Origin of the sequence: Hungatella sp. SB206 (genome assembly GCF_051132295.1) — a bacterium.
Taxonomy (GTDB): Bacteria; Bacillota; Clostridia; order Lachnospirales; family Lachnospiraceae; genus Hungatella; species Hungatella effluvii.
Genome location: NZ_CP096603.1, coordinates 5,436,231 through 5,455,310 on the forward strand (window position 1 = coordinate 5,436,231; position 19,080 = coordinate 5,455,310).

Sequence of the window (19,080 nt, forward strand, 5' to 3'; positions counted from 1 at the left end):
CATAGTTTATAGAAATTTTCTTATTATATACCTTTATTTTTTTCTTTATAAGTATTACAATAAGAATCAAATGAAAGGAGTGTTTCACATGGCAAAAAAGGGTAATGGTTTTGGGAAGTTAGTGGCTTTCGCCACCATCGCGGGTGCCGTTGCGGCCGGTATCTCTTATTTTACGAAATATAAATCTTTCCATAAAGAACTGGAAGAAGATTTTCATGATTTTGAAGATGACGGGAATGATGACATTTCCAAGATTGACAGCACAATGAACAGGAACTACGTATCCCTTCACGCAGACAAAGATGAATTCAAGGTAGCCGCCGCCGATATGGCCGACGCAGCCAAGGATGCAGCTTCTGCCGCGAAGAACCTCGTGAAAGACGCAGCCAGCATCGTGAACAGTACGGCCAGGGAAGCCGCTTCCGCAGTTGCCGATACTGCCAAGGATATGCTTGATTCCGCTATGGACCGTTCAGAGGACGACGAGGAAGAAGAAGATATTACCGAAGACGGCGGGCTCGACTACGCAGCCGGCGCCACAGAAGGGTTCAAAGAAGAACCGGAGCAGGCCGCAGATACAGAAGATAAACAAGCAGACTCAGAAGAAGTCGAAGAGATATATGAGGGAACCGGAGATGCACTGAAGAAATTTGCCGCAGAGGAATCCACTACCATTGTGGAAGACACGGCAGACGAACCATAATGAATTAGAATCAGCCAACCGGTAATCAGACGGCGCAGAGTGGTATTCCATTCTGCGCCATTAAATTTACATTTTAAGTTTACATTTTAGGATTACAATTTAAGTTTACATTTTAAAGTTTACATATTAATAAGAAAGAGTCCCGAAAAGTGAATGCCGCTCTCACGATTCCATTTCCAGGCACACGCCTTCACTCTTCGGAACTCTTTTTGTCTGTTATTCCCGCACAAAAATCGGGGAAACCCAGGCGGTGTCTCCATTTCTCAAGTGTACCCGAAGCCGGTAGCAGCTTCCCGCCTCCAGTGTCACCTTCTTTTCATACTTCATCGTATACGCCTCTTCCGGCACTGCCTGACGAATTCTGGTCTTATAGGCGTTGTGCCAGTAGAAATCATCGCGGTAGTGTTCCACATTTCCAAAGACCTCTGCGGCCAAATCCATGCTCTCCTGATACTGGGCGAGAATTCTCGAGGATTTCATCAATTCCTTAAGCGTAAAGCGGTAGACGTAGCGGTCCACCTTCAGCACGATCTCGTCCTCCGGCTTTCCCTCCACTTCAAACACAAAGCCTTCCTTCACGACCGTACTTGGTCCCATCCAGTGGCCTGTAGTGGTGCTCATATAGGTAGTCATATGGAATTCACAGGATTTCTCCGTCACATTGCAAAGCTCCTGACCAAAGCTGTTAAAGCATTTCTGCACCGAGCAGAGACGGCCCGGAACCTCCAGAGACCCATCCCATGTTTTCGTCAGACGGTCCTTATAAAACTTGGGATTCGGCCCCCAGCCAAACTCCACTGCAAACTTATAATTTCTTACTCCGGTATACTCAGTCTCTTCCCAGGTTCCCGCATGAACCGCCATGGTATCCAGAACATTGTCCCGAAGGATCTCTACCCGGTCAATGGCGTCCGCCGCCTCAATGGCAAATGCAAGCGTTCCCTCTCCCGGCTTCACCACAGACCCCATCGGGCTTCCGTTTATGGTAAAATCAATATCCATACGGCTTCTGCTGACGCCATATACCCGGCGGTTTAACAGGCCTTCCCAGATCGCCTCCTTTGAGCCGTCCGCTGCCAGCACGCACATGGTTCCATGATCGTGAACTGCCGGTACATTGTGGTTGTCTCCAGAGGCAATCATGCCGACCAGATACCCCTTCTCGATACCCCTCTCATAGCAGGTCTCTCCGGTTCTCGGCCCCATGTGGAGATGGCGCTCCATATCAAAAGGGCCTGTATCATTTTCACTGCAGCCATGGCTGGAATATATCTCAGCAAAGGGAGAGAAAGCTTCCCGGTGCGTCTCCCAGTTTTTTCCCCTGCTGCCCAGCTGGTAGGCCACGTGGTGGGGGATGGCTATCGCCGACCTGTCCTTATACGCCTGGTAGAGTTCCTCGTACCGCATGGGATGGAGCATCGGCTGATCATTATCCAAAAAGAACACATTATGGTCTCCGTCCTCTCCGGAGCCCTGCCACTCATAGCCCATAAACATCGGATAACCGGCTTCGTTTTGCTGTTTTACCGCATCGCGAAGCTGTTCCCAGTCCTGTTCGATCTGTTCCCTGTCATATAAATCCTCCAGGCCTGCCCCTGTTTCGGTACGCTTCATATAAAAGGGATAGTAGGCAACCGGCCAGAAATCAACAGTCTTTTTTGCGTGTTCAATCCATTGGTTCAGCTCTCCCATCTGATTATGATGAATATTGCTGTGTAAATCCGTCCATAGTTTTTTGTAATGCATAGTGGTTCCTTTCCTTACTTCTCCGTATTTTCTCCGTATTTTTTCAGAAATTCTGCTTCCATGCTCCGCTGCTTTTTGTCGTTCTTCTTTAAAAGCCAGATCAGAACAAAGGTCAGAATAATAAACGCCAGACAGATTGGGCGTTTTAAGAATATGGTCCAGGAGCCGTCTGAAAGGACCAGGGAATTTCTTAAGTTGGCCTCTGCGATGGGGCCAAGAACGATTCCGAGAATAATCGGAACGGGAGGCAGCTCCACCTTCTGCATGAAATAAGCGATACAGCCGAAAATCAGCATGACCCTCACGTCAAAGGAAGAATTCGCCAGTGAAAATGCTCCCGTACAGCAGATAACAACCAGAAGCGCCGTTAAAAGCTCCTGCGGAATGTGTGTGATTTTTACGAACAGGGGAAGCAGATATTTTCCCTGTAAAAACATCACAATCTGAGAAATCACACATCCGATCAAAATGGCATAAACGACCGGACCCGAAGTGGAAAACAGCTTCGGACCAACCACCAGCCCATGCATGGTGAATGCGCCCAACAGCGTGGCCGCCACCGCATCTCCCGGAATTCCCAGTGTAAGCAGCGGAATCAGCGTGGCCGCGGTCGCCCCATTGTTGGCGGACTCCGGCGCAGCGATTCCCTTTAATTCTCCCTCACCGAACTTCTCGCCCGGTTTCGCGCAGCGTTTGGCCTCGTTATAAGCGATATAGGAGGCGATCGCCCCGCCTGTGCCCGGAATGGCTCCGATAAACGCTCCGATCGCGGAGGATTTCAGCATGGTGGGAACGGTACTCTTTAATTCGCCGAGCGTCAGGCGGTCCGAGGGATCTGCCTTCTTCAGCTCTGTCCCCGCTTCCTCCTCTTCCGTGCCGTTTACACGGCTGATCATCTGTGCAATCGCGTAAACGCCCAGTAAAACCGCCAGCATTTTGATTCCGTTATACATCTGAAGACTACCGAAGGTAAAACGGGTAACGCCGCTGACAGCATCAATTCCCACCGTGGCGATCAGTACGCCGAAGGCCCCGCTGATCACTCCCTTTAAAATGCTCCGTCCGCTGACTGAGGCGATTACGGACAGCCCGAACACCGCCAGGGCAAAATACTCCGGGGCTCCGAAATAGACGGCGATCTTGCTGATCTGGGGTGCGAAAAACAGGAGGCACAACGCACTTACCAGTCCGCCAAAGGTGGACGCCGCCAGGGCCATGTCCAGGGCCTTCCTGGTCTTTCCCTTTTTCGACAGGGGATATCCGTCCAGCAGGGTGGCTGCCGCTGCGTTCGTTCCCGGCGTATTGATCAGAATCGCCGTTATGGAGCCTCCGAAATTCGAGCCAAAAAAGATGGCAGTCAGCATCAGCAGGGCTGGAACACTGCCTAATTTAAACGTAAATGGAATCAGAACGGTAATGGCCAGATTGCCATTCAGCCCTGGTATGGAGCCGAAAATGATTCCGATAAAAATCCCCAGGTTTACAAATACAAAGTTCTCCAGAGTAAACAGCTGGGGCAGTGCCTGAAATATAATTTCCTTCATTTGCGGCCTCCTACTTCAGTCTCACGTGAAGTACCTGCGTAAACAGCAGATACAGGACGAAAACCGTGATAATTACGATCATATAATACAGCTGCTTTTTACTCTTTGTAAAAAGCAGGGTTGCGGCTCCCAGGAATATGGAAGCCACAATAAAGCTGTATTCAAACAGGATCACATAGATCCCAAACACCGCCATGTAAAGGAACGCCTTGCCTTCTTTTGCCAGATCCAGTTCCCGGACCGTGTCCTTCTTTAAAATAAGGCTCTGGACGATCAGCGCCGCGCCGCATACGATAAACAGAATGGCTGCTCCACCGGGAACGGCCCTGGAAGTCAGGCTGTTTCCTGACGAATATTCTGTACCTATCTGAGCCGGAATCAGCCAGAGGACTGCCAGGCCGAAGATCACGCTTACGATTCCGGCCCACAGATTTGTCCTGTACTTCACTTTCATATCGCTTTCTCCCTGCCTTATTAGTGATAATATTTTTCGTAGATTTCCTGACACATGTTAGCGGAATCCTCAATCATGGCACGGACGGTCTCGCCGTCGGCAATATCCGGGACGTATTTTGCGCTCTCGGCCAGTTTCTTACATTCCTCGGTTTCCGTATAGGCCTGAATCATGTCATGAATCTGATCCAGAGCCGCCTGGTCCGCTCCCTTTTTCGCCATCAGGAAGTTGCAGGATTTGAACTGAATATCATATCCCAAATCCACGACGGACGGAACGGTAAAACCTTCGAATCCTTCATAGGCGTCCGCTGAAAATACCACGATGGGAACGGCCGTTCCCTCTTCGATAAACTGCTGACAGGCGCTGGCATTGCCGATGGCGCAGACTACGTCACCGGAGGTCAGGGCCAGCATATCCTTATTCGTTCCGTCCGATGTTACAGCCTCCGCGTTTAAGCCCGCTTCTCCGAACAGCGCAGTGCCCAGCATATGAGTCGTTCCTCCAGGTGTATTGGAGCCGAACAGAATCCGCTCCTTCTCTCCATAGGCCTTCAGTTCCTCCCAGTTATGGATGCCGCTCTTTTCCGGGTTCACACAGAGTACAAAATCCTCAGATACCATGCCGGATACAATGGCGAAATCGTCAAGGCTGACCTTAATATCCTGATTAAAGAGAGGCGCCAGTGTAAAGAGCGCGATTCCAGACGTCATCAGCTCGCAGGGATCTGCGTCCTTGGCAAGAAGATCATTGGCTGCAATGGCACCGGACGCTCCGGTCAGATTATTAATCATAACCGTCGTTCCCGTGCTCTGCTGAATTCCCTGTCCCAAAATCCTCGTGATCGTGTCCATGGTTCCCCCTGCTGCATTGGGAACACGGATCGTAATGTCATGGTCCGGCTTCCAGCTGCCAGCCGGCACGACGGCGCTGTCGGCGGCTCCACTCTCATTGTCCTTGGACACACTCTCATTGGATGCTTCCTCTTTGGCGGCCTCCTTCTGTGTCTCAGACGGATTCTTCGCTCCGCTCTGGCTGGCGCATCCCATAACCGACGCCGCCATAACTCCCGCAAGTACCAATGCCATCAAATTTCTTCTTTTCATTTGCTGCCTCTCCTTTTCATATAATTTCATTTTGAAATTAATTAGTTAAATTTTTAAGACACACCCCGTTGTCTTTTTATCATTATATCACATCTCTATATTATTTCAATATGAAATTATATTTTTTTATTAAGTTTAGACAATAATCTCCAGAGCCCGTTCCACAGACAGTCTGGCAATGCTATCCTCAATGCGGACATTTTTCGTCTCTCTCACCATCCAGCAGTTGTCGGCAATCTCCTCCGTAAAGGCCAGTTCCTTCGTCTTCTGCTTCAAACGCTCCAGAATCCCATCGACACTCTCGAACAGATCACCATACAACACAAGCGTTCCGGGGTTCACAACCAGAAGAATCTGATTGATTCCAACCGCCAGCTTGTCGATGACATCCGTCAGGACTGCAGCCGCGGCCGTCTCGCCCTCATTAGCCTGCCTGCAGATCTCCGGCAGTTCCAGCCGTTTCCCGCTGGCTTCAAAGTACGCCTCTTCCATGGCCGGCTTTGACACATACGATTCCAAATGTCCTCTTTTTCCGCAGGCGCACCGTCTTCCTCCGCTCTCCACGAGGATGTGGGCGAACTTACCTGCCATGCTGTTCTCGCCGTCGATCACCTGGCCATTGCAGATAATGCTGCCTCCGACGCCGTCGGAAATGTAAAGATACACCAGATTCCGGTTGGTACCGCTCAAGTCCAGATACTGCCCTTTTAAGTCGGCAATCACGTTGTTTTCCACGAGAATCTCACAGTCATACCGCGCTCCCATGTATTCCTTTACATGGATCTCCTCTCCTGAGTCGGGTGAATAGATTACGCTTCCCTTTCCTTCGTTTACCGTTCCGCGGGAGGCAATACCAATGGCAAGAAGGTGTTTCTTCTCAATGCCTGCAGTCTCTAAGCAGTCCTGGACGGCATGTTCCATCAGACTTAAGAGCTGATCCCCCTTCGTTTTCCCTAAAAGCCTTATCTCACCGGAATGCACCGGCTCTCCTCCCAGGTTCCTGATACAGTAGTAAAGCCTCGATCTGCTTAAATTCATTCCGACGCTGTAATAGGCATTCTTTTTGACACAGAGCATAACCGGCCTGCGTCCCATATGGGTCTGTTCAGTGCCTTCCTCACATATAAGCCCCTCCCGCAGCAGCTCCTCCACTACCCGCGTGACGGACGGCGCAGAAAGGCCCAGGCGCTTCTCCAGCTGTTTTCTGGAAATGCCTTCATGATTTAAAATTTCGCGAAATATGCGAACCCTGTTTCTGGATTTCATCTGAGATTTACCGGTGTTTTCAATGCGAAGCATAGGACAAGCCTCCTTTCCTGACTAAAGTACTCCCCGGAGCACTATCACTATCATACTCGATATTCCTGTTTCCGGCAAGCAAAAAGGATGGTATAGTATCCGTATCAATTTACAGAAATGGGGAAGATTTATGTTGACTACAATTAGAAATTCAGAATTGACCGCGGTGATTGACAGCGCAGGAGCACAGCTTGTTTCTTTAAAAGACCGCAGAGGGAAAGAATACATCTGGCAGCGGGATCCGCGCTTCTGGGACCGCTGTTCTCCGCTCCTCTTTCCCGTGGTTGGAGGCTGCCGGGATAACCGGATCGTGATAGACGGAAGCGAATACAGCCTGCCAAAGCACGGTTTCTGCAAGGATATGGAGTTTCAGAGGACCACACGGACTAACTGCAGCGTGTCCTTCCTTCTTCAGGACAGTGAATACACAAAAACCATGTATCCCTGGTCCTTCTGCCTGTCGCTGACTTATGAGCTGCAGTATGAGAGCCTTCTCCTGAAATACCGGGTCGCCAACAAGGACTCCTCTGCCCTGTATTACTGCATCGGAGCCCATCCTGGCTTCTGCTGTCCTATAGAGGAAGACGCTGTCTTCGAGGATTACAGTCTTTTATTTGAGAAAGAGGAGTCCACTTATGCCATGCCCTTTGACCGTTTCCTGGGAGAATATCTCTCCGGCGCAATCGGATACGAACTGCATGGCCGTATCATTCCCCTTTCCAGGGAACTCTTCCAGGACAATGCCCTCTATTTTCCCGAAATCGCCTCACGCCGTGTCTCTCTCGTCCATCGGGAAAGCGGCCGTGGCGTCGAGGTTTCCTATCCGGACTTTGAGACGATTGCATTTTGGACCGTGTACCCGGACAGGGCGCCGTTTCTCTGCATCGAGCCCTGGAACGGTTCCGGAGCCCGCACAGGAGAAGGGGACGAGCTGATTCATAAAAATCATGTCCGAAGACTGGAACCAGGCGCCTCCCACGACCTCTCCATGGCAGTAAGGCCTCTTATTTCTCGTACAGAAACTCTTCCGGAAGTGTTACCTTAAAATCCTTTGCCAGATCCCTAAAATTCTGCGGGGTAATCGTCCGAAGCTTGTCGGGGCGGATGGAGAGCACCTTCACGAGAATTTCGGCAGACTTCTCCACAGTATGCATCAGGCCGAAGGTCAGATCAAAATCTTCGCCGGAGGCAAACAGGCCGTGGTGAGCCCATACGGCAACGTCATACTTCTTCATCAGTTCGCTGGTAGCCACGGCGATGTCGCGTCCGCCCGGAACCATCCAGCCTACTACGCCGACGCCATCCGGAAATACGACCGGACACTCGGTAGCCATTTCCCATAATTCTCTCGTAAATACCTTGTCTTCCAGCGGAAGAACGAAGGTCAGGGCGATGACATTGGTCGGATGCGCATGGTAAATAACGCGGTGCTTTCCATTAGTAACTTCTTTCTTCACTTCATGGTTCATCAGATGGGATGGGAGCTCGCTGGTTGGGCGTCCGCCATTCACCAGGCCCCAGCAGATGCGGTAGTTCTCTCCCGCCTCATCTACCTCGATGATGCAGCTGTTGGCCGCCGGATCAAGGATTACATTGCGGAAGTATTTTCCGCTTCCCGTTACCATAAAATACTCGCCGGCCAGCTTCGGAACGCTGGTTCCGATCGGCTGCCATGGATTCGTGTCTGTTAATTCTTCCTTCACGGATTCCACTTCTTCCGGTTTGATGCGGTAGCTCAAGTTGCCGCCGTTTCTTTCATGCCAGTTCTGTTTGAAACCGTCGTCACAGAGACGGATAAAGCCTTTTACAAATTCTGCTTCTGTTACTTTCATTTTATATACACCTGTTCTTTCTGTTTTTATTTAACTTCTCTTTGCCAGAACGTCGGCCTCATACCTCTTTACTTCCTCAAACCACGCTTCCTTAACCGGGGCGCCGTTCTGCTCGCAGAAGTAATCCCATACATCGCCTAACGGATAGGTCTTCATTTCCTCGGAAAGCATCATTAATTCCGTAAACTGCCTGTTGTTCTGAAGTTCCGCCATCCTGGCGTTCGGAAGAAGCAATGCGTTTAACAGCGCTTTCTGCATATTGCGCATGCCTACAACCCAGGCACTGATGCGGTTGATGCTGGCATCAAAGAAATCGAGGGCCAGTAAGACGCGGTCTGCGCCGCCGCGGATGATTTCCCCCGCGATCGCTCTCGTCTCATCGTCAAATAAGACTACATGGTCGCTGTCCCAGCGCACCGGTCTCGTCACGTGAAGAGCCACCTTGTCAAAGAACAGAAGCATGGAAGAAATCTTGTCGGAAACAACCTCTGTCGGGTGATAGTGACCGCTGTCCAGCAGGCATAAAATATCATTCTTGGAAGCGTAATTCATATAGAACTCATGGGAACCGACCGTGCAGCTTTCCATACCAATTCCGAACACCTTGGACTCAACCGCCACAAACACGCTGGACTTGTCGTAATCGATGGAAAGGATCTGATCCAGGGAATCCTTCAGTCTCGCTCTCGGAGCCGTACGGTCCGCCGGAATGTCCTTGAATCCGTCGGGAATCCAGATATTCATGGTACATGGCGTCCCCAGCTCCTTTGCAAAATACTCGGAAATGCGGATGCATGCCTTCACATGGTCGATCCAGAATTTGCGGATCTCTAAAACTTCACTGGATAATGTGGCATTTTCCGCCTTCGCGTGGGAGAATAAGGTCGGGTTAAAGTCGATTCCGAGGCCCCTTTCCTTTGCAAATTCCACCCATTTTGCAAAATGCTTCGGCTCCAGCTTGTCTCTGTCTGCCCATTCACCCTCTTCAAATACGGCATAGCTTGCATGAAGGTTGATTCTGTGTGTTCCCGGAATCAGGCTGAGCGCCTCGTCCATATCGGCCATCAGCTCTTCCGGTGTTCTTGCGCGTCCCGGGTAGTTTCCGGTCGCCTGAATCCCGCCGGAAAGTGCGCCTGCCCCGTCAAATCCAATTACATCGTCTCCCTGCCAGCAGTGCATGGAAACCGGAATATTTTTCAGGGCCTCCAGGGCGGCGTCCGTATCCACACCGACTGCACGGTAAATTTCCTTTGCGGCTTCATATCTCTCTTTTACTGTCATGATATCATTCTCCTCTTTCTGATTTTATCTGTACCGCCGGTCAGTCCAGATGGAATACCGGCTTTAAATCCATACTCACCGGGCTGTTGTCCGGGTTTGTATCCATGATGTCGGCCATATAATCCCACCATTTGCGGTTAATGGCCGTGTCTGCTGATTTCGCCCATTTTGCTTCCTCTTCAATCTCTATATAGCCATAGAGCACATTCGTCTCGCTGTCCAGAAAAATAGAATAGTTATGGCCGCCATACTCATGGATCATGTCCTTCATCTCCGGCCATAAAAGGTTGTGCCGCCTCTCATACTCTTCGGCCATGCCTTCATACAGATGCATTTTAAATGATTTATGTATCATCCTCAGTTCCTCCGTTATTCGTATGTGCTGATCTCAAATGAATGGTATACGGCCGCTCTCGCTTCCGTAAGCCCCTGAAATTCTCCGGCTCTGATCATCTGAGCCAGAAGATTGCCGATGGCGGTTGCCTCGCCCGGACCCGCGTATACCGTTTTCCCCGTGGCCTTTGCAGTCAGCTGGTTTAAATACTCTGCGTTGGAACCGCCTCCCACAATATTCACAGCCTGATACGTTCTGCCTGTGATGGCTTCCAGTTCCTCCACCGTCTCCTTGTAACACTGAGCCAGGCTGTTGTAGATAACCGCCGCCAGCGCACCGGCCGTCTCCGGTACTTCCTGGCCGGCTTCTCTTAAATACGCGTTTACCGCTTCCGTCATGCTCTTCGGCGCGAGAAATACATCGTCGTTGCAGGGCACAATGGACTTTATGGTCTCATGGGACGCCATGCGGCAAAGTTCAGCGAAAGAATATTCTTCTCCGGCCGCGGCTAGCTCCTTTTTTACAGACTGAATCATCCACAGGCCCATGATGTTCTTCAAATAACGGAAACGATACTCGTAACCGCCTTCGTTTGTCAGATTAGCCTTCCGGCTTTCTGCAGAACAGTCGGCCTCGCTTAACTCGGTGCCCATCAGGGACCAGGTGCCGGAACTGATGTATAACAGATCGCCGTCCGTATCATGTGTTTTTTCAGTCTCATGGCCTTTTCTTTCCCCTTTCTCCGGAACCGGGACCGCCATAACCGCGGAGCCTGTGTCATGGGTCGCAGGAAGAACCACCTTGCAGTTAAAGCCGACCTCATCCTGCACGGCTTTCGTCAGCGTCCCTACCACGGTTCCCGGCATGGACAGCTCGGTAAACAGTTTTTCAGGATATCCGAGCTGACGAATCAGCTCATAGTCCCACGTCTTCGTCACCGGACTGACCAGCTGGGTGGTCGTCGCGTTGGTATATTCCTGTCTCTTCACGCCGGTCAGCATGTAATGGAAGTAATCCGGGATCATCAGCAGGGACTCCGCGCCGGAAAGTGCCTCCGGCTGTTCCTCTTTCACCGCCATCAGCTGATAGATGGTGTTGAATATCTGCTTCTGGATTCCGGTCCTTTCATACAGGGCCTCCTGAGAAATGACTTCGTATACTTTTTCGTCCATGCCCTTCGTCCTGTCATCCCGGTAGCCGACCGCGTCTCCCAGCCTCCGTCCGTCTCTGTCCAGCAGGACAAAATCCACCGCCCAGGTATCGATTCCCATACTGCACGGAATCTTTCCCAGCGCCGCACACTGCTTCATTCCCATCTTGATCTCGTGAAACAGGGATTCCACATCCCAGCAGAGATGGCCGTTTCTCTTCTCCATGCCGTTTTCAAAACGATAGATCTCTTCCAGGCTGATTGTTCCGTCCTTCACTGTGCCGAGGATATGGCGGCCGCTGGAGGCGCCGATGTCCACTGCAAGGTAATAGTTCTCCATTTGTATCACCCTCCGATATTTTCTAATCATATTTTATCGAATTATCAGGCAGAAAAAAAGGTCTCGGTTTATTAAAAAATGTGTCCTTATTTGCAGTCTTGTGCTATACTGCATGTATAAATATCTGTCTGCGGACCATTACTGTCCGCAGGCCCTTCGATGGGAGGCCGTCATGGCATTAAAACAGAAACGGGAACAGACTATTTTTCAAAAACAGCTGGAAAAAGCGGCAACCAGAAATATTGTTTTCCTGGTTTTCATCGGATGCCTGTTTTTTTCAGCCGCCATTTTCGGGATTAACTATTTAAACACCAGGTTTAATGTGCAGGAACACATTGAATTTTTAACCAGCACCTTTCAAACGGCTTATTACGCCACGGATTCCTACTTAAACGACACGGAAAATGACTCCGTTTTTACGCGGTGCATCGAGGATGGGACGGATGGCAGCGAGGTACATTACTCCTTAAGTAAGTACAATGTAGACAGCCCGATCCGCCTGAACTTAATTCTGGCAGACCGGGACCGGAATATCGTCTATACCAGCTACGGCGCCGATGATATGAACCTGCACCGGATCGCATTTAACGGCATTGTCTGTGACAACGCAGCCGAAAATGGCCCGGACCTCTATCACACCGTCTACTATTTTACCGGGGACACCTCGGAATACGTCTTCTCCAAGCCCCTTTACCGCAGCGGCGAACTTATCGGGTTTGTGGGCGCCTATTTAAACGGCCATGACTGGGCCCGGCTGTTTTCCGATTATCAGTACGACAACATCATCACCACCGCAAACGGGGATATCATCTTCTGCTCCCGCGAGGGATTTCTGCCGGAGCGGAATACCAATAAATTCAGAAATGAATCACAGGAGCGCATGGTCTTCCTTCACGGAAACCGGTATCTGCTTTCGTCCCATTTTATGAAGGACGAGGGCGTGTTTCTCTATTCCTTTATCTATTACCCGAAAAATGTGCTCTATCTTACCATCGGTATCCTGACCATCGTGTTTCTGGGCGTGATCTGGTTTATCATGACCTTGAGGCTCTCCAAACTCATGGCGGAAAAGAATGCCCGGTCGGTCGGCATGCTGGCCGATGAGATGAGAATCATACGCCACGGCGACAGCGGCCATGTGATCGAAATCCATACCGGAGATGAATTCGAGGAGATCGCCAGCCAGATCAACCGTATGGTTAAGAGCATCAACGATCTGAACACGCGCAACACCGATTTAATCCGTTTAAACAGCATGATCGAGATCAGCAACCTACAGACCCAGATCAATCCTCATTTTATCTATAACACACTGGACACCATCAAGTACCTGATCATGTCGGAGCCCGATAAAGCCGCTCACCTCATCGAGAAATTCACGCATATTCTGCGCTACAGCATCAATAACACGAAGCAGGATGTCATATTGCTTGAGGATATGCGATACATAGAAGACTACCTCTATATCCAGCGTACCCGGTTCGGAGACCGTTTTCTCTGCGAGACCGCCCTCACGGACGAGTGCATGAGATACCGTGTTCCGAAGCTGCTTTTACAGCCCCTCATTGAGAACAGCATTAAATACGGTTTTAAGAAGAAGATGGAAATCCGTGTCGCCATACGCGGATGGTGTGAGGAAGACTACCTCTGTCTGAGCGTCGAGGACGACGGCCCAGGCGTTCCCCGCTCCACGCTGGAGACCCTGCGGGCCATGTTAAAATCGGAAGAATTGAAAACCGAGCACAACGGCCTCCAGAATCTGGCCCGGCGCATTGTGCTGGAATACGGGGACAACAGCGAGATGACCATAGACAGCCGGGAAGGGGAATATTTCCGGGTGGATATCAGATTAAAAAATAAGGAGAAGAAACCTTGTACAGTGTAATATTGGTAGAGGATGAGGACATCATCCGAAGAGGAATCAAAAACTCCGTACCGTGGGAGGAATTTAACTGCAGTGTCGTCGGGGAGGCACGAAACGGGGAAGAGGGCGGCGCTCTGATCGCAGAGAGGAACCCGGACATCGTCATAACCGATATCAACATGCCGGTAGAGGACGGACTCCAGATGATCGCCAGGACGAAATGTGCCTATGATTACGTCGCCATCATCCTGACCGGCTACTCCGACTTTGAGTATGCCAGGGAAGCCATCCGAAACGGCGTCTCCTACTACGTTTTAAAACCCCTGGATATGGAGGAAATGAAGGAAGCGCTGGAACGGGCTGCCCTGGAACTGAAAAACATCGGAATTCTCCGCCGGGAGATGGAGGACCGGGAAAAGCTGAAGCATTCCGTTCTGATACCGGAGCCGGACTCCATGGGCGGCATGGACCCGGTTGCCTCTCAGATTCTCGATTTCATCGCCAGAAACTACGATCAGAAGATCGCGCTGGCCGACTTAGAAGAAGAGCTGCATTACTCGGAGCGCTATTTAAACCAGCGGTTTCAGAAGGCGTTAGGCACCACCGTAATCGAGTATCTGAACCGGTACCGCATCCAGAAGGCCCTGGCCATGCTGAGGGACGAGGGGAATGCCATTTCCGATATCGGATGGAAATGCGGGATCGGGGACTATAAGTACTTCAGCTACGTCTTCAAGAAATATATGGGTTGTTCCCCAAAAGAATACCGTACAAAGATTATATAAAGGCTTTTAAACTTGTACACAGCGGATAAATACGAAAATACCGAACAAATCTCACTGATGTGTTCGGTATTTTTGCTGTTTGTTCGGAAATTCAGGTATTATATTTTATGCATATTCACTAAAATAGAGATACAAACAACAATTGAAGGAGGATTTACTATGAAAAAAACAATTGCATTGGCAATGGCGCTCACGATGACAACAGCGGCTCTGGCGGGCTGTTCTTCTTCCTCTTCCACACCGGCGACAACGGCGGCTCCGAAGGCAGAGGCAGGCACCGAGGCAGCGGGCGATACAAAGACGGCAGAGCCGGAAGCAAAAAAAGGCGGCGGCAAGCTGGTGGTTTACTCTCCCAACTCCGAAGGACTCATGAACGCGACAATCCCGCTGTTTGAAGAAAAGTACGGCGTTGACGTGGAAGTGATCCAGGCTGGCACCGGAGAACTGGTCAAGAGAATCCAGTCCGAGAAAAATGATCCGTACGCCGACGTACTCTTCGGCGGCTCCTGGTCCCTGGCCTTTGACAATGAGGACCTCTGGGAACCATACGTATCTCCTAACGATTCCGGCGTACTCGACGCCTACAAGAATACCTGCGGCTTCATCACCGGCAACGTACTCGACGGCAGCTGCTTAATCGTCAACACCGACTTAATCGGGGATATCAAGGTCGAGGGCTATGCCGATCTGTTAAATCCGGAATTAAAGGGCAAGATCGCAACGGCTGACCCGGCCAACTCCTCCTCCGCATTTGCGCAGCTGACCAACATTCTGCTGGCTATGGGCGGATATGAGGACGACGCAGCCTGGAAATACGTGGAAGATCTCTTTACCAATATCGACGGAAAGATCATCGAGAGCTCCTCAGGTGTATACAAGGGAGTCGCGGACGGCGAGTATCTGGTGGGCCTTTCCTATGAAGATCCGTGCGCGCAGCTTGTAAAGGACGGCGCTCCGGTCAAGATCATCTATCCAAAGGAAGGCAGTGTTTATCTTCCAGCATCCGCAACCATCGTAAAAGGTGCGAAGAACATGGATAATGCAAAGCTGTTTATCGACTTCATCATCAGCGAGGAAGTTCAGAATATCTGGGGAACAACCCTGACCAACCGTCCGGTATTAAAAGACGCGAAAACCAGTGATTTCATGACACCAATGTCTGACATCTATGTAATCGAAGAGGATATCCCGTATGTGAGCGCTCATAAGAAAGAGCTCGTGAACAAGTATACCGATATTTTCACAAGCATAGAGTCATCCAAGTAGAGCAAATGAGAGGGCCGGAGGTTAAAGATGAGTAAAATTATTATAAAAGACGCAGTTAAGAAGTATGGTAATAACACGGTCATCCCTGACTTAAATGCCACCATCAGGGACGGGGAACTCTTTACCCTCCTTGGGCCTTCCGGCTGCGGCAAGACCACACTTCTTCGTATGATCGCGGGATTCAACTCCATTGAGGGTGGTGATATCTATTTCAATAACACCCGTATCAATGATATGGACCCCAGCAAGCGGAATATCGGCATGGTTTTTCAGAACTATGCCATATTCCCCAATATGACGGTACGCGACAACGTTGCTTTTGGTTTAAAAAACAGAAAGATTGAAAAAGAAAAGATTAAGACTGAGACAGATAAATACTTAAATCTGATGCAGATCATGCAGTTTGCCGAGCGTATGCCCAACCAGCTCTCCGGCGGCCAGCAGCAGCGTGTCGCGCTGGCCCGGGCGCTGGTCATCACCCCGGACGTTCTGCTGATGGATGAACCACTGTCAAATCTGGATGCCAAGCTTCGTCTGGAGATGAGAAGCGTGATCCGCCACACCCAGAAGGATGTCGGCATCACTACCGTCTATGTCACCCATGATCAGGAGGAGGCGATGGCCATCAGCGATACCATCGCAGTCATGAAGGACGGCGTCATTCAGCACGTCGGCACTCCCAAGGACATATACCAGAGACCAAAGAATGTCTTCGTCGCCACCTTTATCGGCAGAACCAACATCATTCCCGCCCGGGTGGAGAACGGCTCTATCGTTTTCGGCAACGGATACCGGGTGGAGATGGACTGCTTAAAACAGACGGCCGGCCAGGAGGTCTTATGCTCCGTGCGCCCGGAAGAATTCGTCATCTCCCCGAATGGAACAGAGGGCATCTCCGGCGTCGTAAAGGAATATACGTATCTCGGTTTAAATACACACTATTTTGTGGAGACTGACGACGGGCAGAAGACAGTGGAGATCGTCGAGGAGTCTTCCATCGAAGACGAACTGAAACCGGGACAGAGGGTACTGCTCCAGGTGAAAAAGCATAAAATCAATGTCTTTAACAAGGAAGGCAGTGTAAATCTCGTAAGGAGTGAGGCATTCTATGAAGGATAATAGCAAATTCCGGCTGGACATATGGGGAATCATCACGCTGTGCACCATCGCAGTTTATGCCCTGTTTCTGATTTATCCTATGGCCCACTTAATTCAGCAGTCTGTCATAGATGCCGAAACAGGCCAGTTCTCCATGGCCAACTTTACCAAATTCTTTTCTAAGAGTTACTATTTCAACACCCTGTTCAACAGCTTTAAGGTGTCCATCGCGGCGACGGTTCTTTCCATTGCGATTGGAACGCCGTTAGCCTATATCTTCTCCATTTATAAGATAAAAGGAAAATCTCTGCTGAACATCCTGATCATCGTGGCATCCATGTCCGCACCGTTTATCGGCGCTTACTCCTGGATCCTACTGTTGGGCAGAAGCGGTGTCATCACTACATTTTTCAAGAATATCGGAATCACCATACCGGATATCTACGGCTTCGGCGGGATCGTGCTCGTCATGACGCTGCAGCTGTTCCCGCTGGTATTCCTCTACGCCAAGGGCGCGCTCAAAAATATCGACAATTCCCTGGTGGAGGCGGCTAACAACCTGGGCTGTTCCGGCATTAAGTGCTTTTTTAAGGTTGTCATTCCGTTAATCATGCCAACGCTTCTGGCCGCGGCCCTGCTGGTATTCATGCGTTCCTTCGCGGACTTCGGAACACCGATGCTGATCGGCGAAGGGTACCGGACCTTCCCGGTCGTCCTCTATACGGAGTTCATCAACGAGGTGGGCGGCAACGACGGATTTGCGGCGGCCATCGCGGTTATCGCCATCGTCGTCACCACTGTCGTCTTCCTGGCGCAGAAATACGTGTCCAATAAGAACGCATTTTCCTTAAACGCCCTGCATCCCATCGAGGAGAAGGCGCCGAAAGGGCTGGCCGGCTTCCTGGCTCACGCGGCCTCCTATCTGGTCGTGGGAATCGCGATTCTGCCCCAGATATACGTCAGCTACACCTCCTTCAAGAAAACGGAAGGAAAGATCTTCGTCCCCGGCTACTCGCTGGAAAGCTACGCTTCCGCGTTTGGAAAGCTGGGACGGAGTATTCAGAACACCATCATCATACCGATCTGTGCGCTAGTCATTATTGTACTTCTGGCGATCATGATCGCCTACTTAGTCGTCCGCAGAAAGAACGCGCTCACCAGCACGGTGGATATCATCTCCATGATTCCTTATATCGTGCCCGGCACCGTTCTCGGTATTGCGCTTCTTACCGGCTTCAATAAAAAGCCTGTTATGTTAAGCGGTACCATGCTGATCATGGTCGTCGCCCTCGTAATCCGGCGGCTTCCATATACGATCCGCTCCTCGGTGGCCATCCTGCAGCAGATTCCGATGAGCATCGAGGAAGCGGCCATCTCCCTCGGCGCATCGAAGATGAAATCATTTTTCAAGGTTACCGTACCCATGATGACGGCTGGAATCGTCTCCGGCGCAATATTAAGCTGGGTTACCATGATCAGCGAGCTGTCCACGGCCATCATCCTGTATACAGGCAAGACAAAGACACTGACGGTCGCCGTTTACACGGAGGTGGTACGAGGCAACTACGGCATAGCAGCAGCGCTGTCCACCATACTGACGGTCCTGACGGTCGTTTCATTGCTGATCTTCAACCGGGTAAATGGCGGAAAGGATCTGAGCCTGTAGATAACAACCTGATGTAAAAAAACTAATACCATGACAAAACCATATAGTTTCCCGGCCGGCTCACGAAAATGTGATGCGCTGGCCGGGAACTATTTTTTTGCCCCTCTGCTATGGAAACAGAAGGATTATTTTTGCTTCCGCCATATTTCCTGCAAACTTTGAACCTGTTCTAAACTTGACAGCTCCATCTTTTTTCGTTATACTGTTATACATATATATAACAGTATAACAGGAGGCCTCTCCATGGATTTTCAAAATGACCAGCCGATCTATATCCAGATTGGAACCTTCATAAAAGAACAAATCATAAACGGAACCATACAGCCCGGAGAGAAACTGCCTTCCGTGAGGGAATACGCAGTGCTTTTCGAGGTCTCCCCCCTCACGATCCACCGGACTATCCAGTATCTGGAGGCGGAGGGAATCATCGTGACCCGCAAGGGCATCGGCAGCTTTGTCCGGGCTGAGATCCAGGAGAAGCTGTCGGAAGACACGGTAACTGGATTGATACAGGATTTTATAGGCCGCATGAGAAACTGCGGGCTGACAGATGACCAGATCAAAGCCGCGGTTTCACAGGAACTGGAGGGAGGCCCGAAATGAGGGCTGAGG

The 19,080-nt window shown here is 50.5% G+C and carries 17 protein-coding genes; 8 read left to right on the forward strand and 9 right to left on the reverse strand.

What is annotated here, in order from left to right; genetic code table 11:
* Positions 1-88 precede the first annotated feature (88 nt).
* The gene (locus M1L66_RS24115) at positions 89-703 is read left to right on the forward strand and encodes a hypothetical protein (protein WP_187023933.1); all 615 of its coding nucleotides are present in this window, start codon (positions 89-91) and stop codon (positions 701-703) included.
* Positions 704-919: 216 nt separating this feature from the next.
* Here the strand turns inward: M1L66_RS24115 and M1L66_RS24120 are convergent, their stop codons facing one another.
* From M1L66_RS24120 to M1L66_RS24140, 5 genes are all read right to left on the reverse strand, one after another.
* Entirely contained in the window at positions 920-2,449 is a 1,530-nt protein-coding gene (locus M1L66_RS24120) for a hypothetical protein (RefSeq protein ID WP_187023932.1), read from the reverse strand.
* Positions 2,450-2,463: 14 nt separating this feature from the next.
* Positions 2,464-3,993 (reverse strand): tripartite tricarboxylate transporter permease, encoded by a 1,530-nt coding sequence (locus tag M1L66_RS24125; protein WP_187023931.1) that lies wholly within the window; start codon positions 3,991-3,993, stop codon positions 2,464-2,466.
* A 10-nt stretch (positions 3,994-4,003) separates the two neighbouring features.
* Positions 4,004-4,447 (reverse strand): tripartite tricarboxylate transporter TctB family protein, encoded by a 444-nt coding sequence (locus M1L66_RS24130; RefSeq protein WP_187023930.1) that lies wholly within the window; start codon positions 4,445-4,447, stop codon positions 4,004-4,006.
* Positions 4,448-4,467: 20 nt separating this feature from the next.
* Complete coding sequence (locus M1L66_RS24135; RefSeq protein ID WP_434688645.1) at positions 4,468-5,553, reverse strand: tripartite tricarboxylate transporter substrate binding protein; 1,086 nt, start codon at positions 5,551-5,553, stop codon at positions 4,468-4,470.
* Positions 5,554-5,688: 135 nt separating this feature from the next.
* Complete coding sequence (locus tag M1L66_RS24140; RefSeq protein WP_187023928.1) at positions 5,689-6,852, reverse strand: ROK family transcriptional regulator; 1,164 nt, start codon at positions 6,850-6,852, stop codon at positions 5,689-5,691.
* A 130-nt stretch (positions 6,853-6,982) separates the two neighbouring features.
* Between M1L66_RS24140 and M1L66_RS24145 the strand changes: the two genes are divergently transcribed.
* The gene (locus M1L66_RS24145; RefSeq protein ID WP_187023927.1) at positions 6,983-7,897 is read left to right on the forward strand and encodes an aldose 1-epimerase family protein; all 915 of its coding nucleotides are present in this window, start codon (positions 6,983-6,985) and stop codon (positions 7,895-7,897) included.
* On the opposite strand, the gene rhaD is transcribed toward M1L66_RS24145, so the two are convergent.
* The 4 genes from rhaD to rhaB are packed head-to-tail and all read right to left on the reverse strand — an operon-like array spanning position 7,857 to position 11,789.
* Complete coding sequence (gene rhaD, locus M1L66_RS24150; protein ID WP_187023926.1) at positions 7,857-8,684, reverse strand: rhamnulose-1-phosphate aldolase; 828 nt, start codon at positions 8,682-8,684, stop codon at positions 7,857-7,859. The genes M1L66_RS24145 and rhaD overlap by 41 nt on opposite strands.
* A 30-nt stretch (positions 8,685-8,714) precedes the next feature.
* Positions 8,715-9,965, reverse strand: a complete 1,251-nt coding sequence (locus tag M1L66_RS24155) for an L-rhamnose isomerase (protein WP_055653753.1) — start codon at positions 9,963-9,965, stop codon at positions 8,715-8,717.
* 40 nt (positions 9,966-10,005) lie between these two features.
* Entirely contained in the window at positions 10,006-10,320 is a 315-nt protein-coding gene (gene rhaM, locus M1L66_RS24160) for an L-rhamnose mutarotase (protein ID WP_434688646.1), read from the reverse strand.
* 14 nt (positions 10,321-10,334) lie between these two features.
* On the reverse strand, positions 10,335-11,789 hold the full coding sequence (gene rhaB / locus M1L66_RS24165) for a rhamnulokinase (RefSeq protein ID WP_434688647.1): 1,455 nt from the start codon (positions 11,787-11,789) through the stop codon (positions 10,335-10,337).
* Positions 11,790-11,961: 172 nt separating this feature from the next.
* Between rhaB and M1L66_RS24170 the strand changes: the two genes are divergently transcribed.
* From M1L66_RS24170 to M1L66_RS24195, 6 genes are all read left to right on the forward strand, one after another.
* Positions 11,962-13,674 (forward strand): sensor histidine kinase, encoded by a 1,713-nt coding sequence (locus tag M1L66_RS24170; RefSeq protein WP_187023923.1) that lies wholly within the window; start codon positions 11,962-11,964, stop codon positions 13,672-13,674.
* Positions 13,662-14,438, forward strand: a complete 777-nt coding sequence (locus M1L66_RS24175) for a response regulator transcription factor (protein WP_055653760.1) — start codon at positions 13,662-13,664, stop codon at positions 14,436-14,438. Before M1L66_RS24170 ends, M1L66_RS24175 begins: the two co-directional genes overlap by 13 nt.
* A gap of 159 nt (positions 14,439-14,597) precedes the next feature.
* Positions 14,598-15,704: an ABC transporter substrate-binding protein gene (locus M1L66_RS24180; protein ID WP_187024710.1), complete on the forward strand. Its 1,107-nt coding sequence runs from the start codon at positions 14,598-14,600 to the stop codon at positions 15,702-15,704.
* A gap of 27 nt (positions 15,705-15,731) precedes the next feature.
* Complete coding sequence (locus M1L66_RS24185; protein ID WP_434688648.1) at positions 15,732-16,823, forward strand: ABC transporter ATP-binding protein; 1,092 nt, start codon at positions 15,732-15,734, stop codon at positions 16,821-16,823.
* On the forward strand, positions 16,813-18,468 hold the full coding sequence (locus M1L66_RS24190) for an ABC transporter permease (RefSeq protein WP_002602631.1): 1,656 nt from the start codon (positions 16,813-16,815) through the stop codon (positions 18,466-18,468). Before M1L66_RS24185 ends, M1L66_RS24190 begins: the two co-directional genes overlap by 11 nt.
* Positions 18,469-18,711: 243 nt before the next feature.
* Positions 18,712-19,071 (forward strand): GntR family transcriptional regulator, encoded by a 360-nt coding sequence (locus M1L66_RS24195; RefSeq protein WP_434688649.1) that lies wholly within the window; start codon positions 18,712-18,714, stop codon positions 19,069-19,071.
* The last annotated feature ends 9 nt before the right edge of the window (positions 19,072-19,080 follow it).